Source organism: Halomicronema sp. CCY15110, assembly GCF_016888165.1.
Taxonomy (GTDB): Bacteria; Cyanobacteriota; Cyanobacteriia; order Phormidesmidales; family Phormidesmidaceae; genus Halomicronema.
This window is the reverse complement of record NZ_JACSWC010000173.1, coordinates 1-1,036: the sequence shown is the minus strand read 5'-3', so window position 1 is coordinate 1,036 and position 1,036 is coordinate 1. Positions and strand designations below refer to the sequence as shown.

Annotated in this window: 1 protein-coding gene; it reads right to left on the bottom strand. The window is 56.2% G+C overall.

Translation table 11 applies throughout. From position 1 onward, the window contains the following. Positions 1–351: 351 nt before the first annotated feature. Complete coding sequence (locus tag JUK32_RS04890) at positions 352–972, bottom strand: VIT family protein (protein WP_309224491.1); 621 nt, start codon at positions 970–972, stop codon at positions 352–354. Positions 973–1,036: the final 64 nt, after the last annotated feature.

The window sequence follows — 1,036 nt, the reverse complement described above, 5'->3', positions numbered from 1 at the left end:
TTGCACCATAAGCATTCTAAACGTTTTAGCCGGAGTTTACTTAGCTTCAATCAACTTCAACTAAATCAATTCAACTTCAATCAACTTCGTCGATTCGTTACTAATCGTTGCCGAAACTACCGCTGAAGCTCAGCGTGATTTTCTCGGGCAAACGCTCAAATCATTGCTGCTAATAGCTTTTAGTGACTTTGGAATTGTTACAAAAGATCCGACTAAAGGATAGCCTGGAGCACCACCACAAGGATATCTGTCACAAATGAGCCGCTAACAATTAAGAGTATGACAGCCTGATGGTGGAGTTCGAGGTAGATTCGGTGCGTAAGAATTCGACGGGCCTGTCCGCTAGCCGCTTCAGACAACCGTGCCGAATAAGGCACCGACCGCTGCTGTTAGCCCCATGGCGATCGCCCCCCAAAAGACAATCCGCAACGCCGATGTCATAACCGGAGCTCCCCCCGCCCGCGCCGCCAGCACCCCCAACACCGTCAAAAAGATAATCGAGCTGCCAAACACCACGGGTACCAGTCTTAACTCTGGCGCAACCAGCACCGTGAGCAAGGGCAGCGCGGCACCTACGGCAAAGGCACCCGCCGAGGCAAAGGCCGCCTGTACGGGTCGTGCCGTCAGATGCTCGGAGATCCCCAGTTCATCGCGGGCGTGGGCTCCCAGGGCATCGTGGGCCATCAACTGCTGGGCAACCTGGGCGGCCAACGCTGGGTCAAGCCCCCGCGCCTCGTAGATAGCTGCCAGTTCATACCGCTCGAAAGACTCGTCGCGATCGAGTTCTTTCCGCTCCCGAGCTAGGTCAGCTTTCTCAGTATCGGCCTGGGAACTGACCGAGACATACTCCCCAGCGGCCATAGACATGGCCCCGGCTACCAGACCCGCCACCCCCGCCACTAAGACTTCGCCAGGAGAAGGGTTCGCCGCCGCTACACCCACAATCAGGCTGGCGGTGGGGGAGCAGGTCACTTTCTACAGAGAAAAATACTCTTGAGGTGACAGCCTGCCATTCAGGTAGGCGCAACGATGCGCC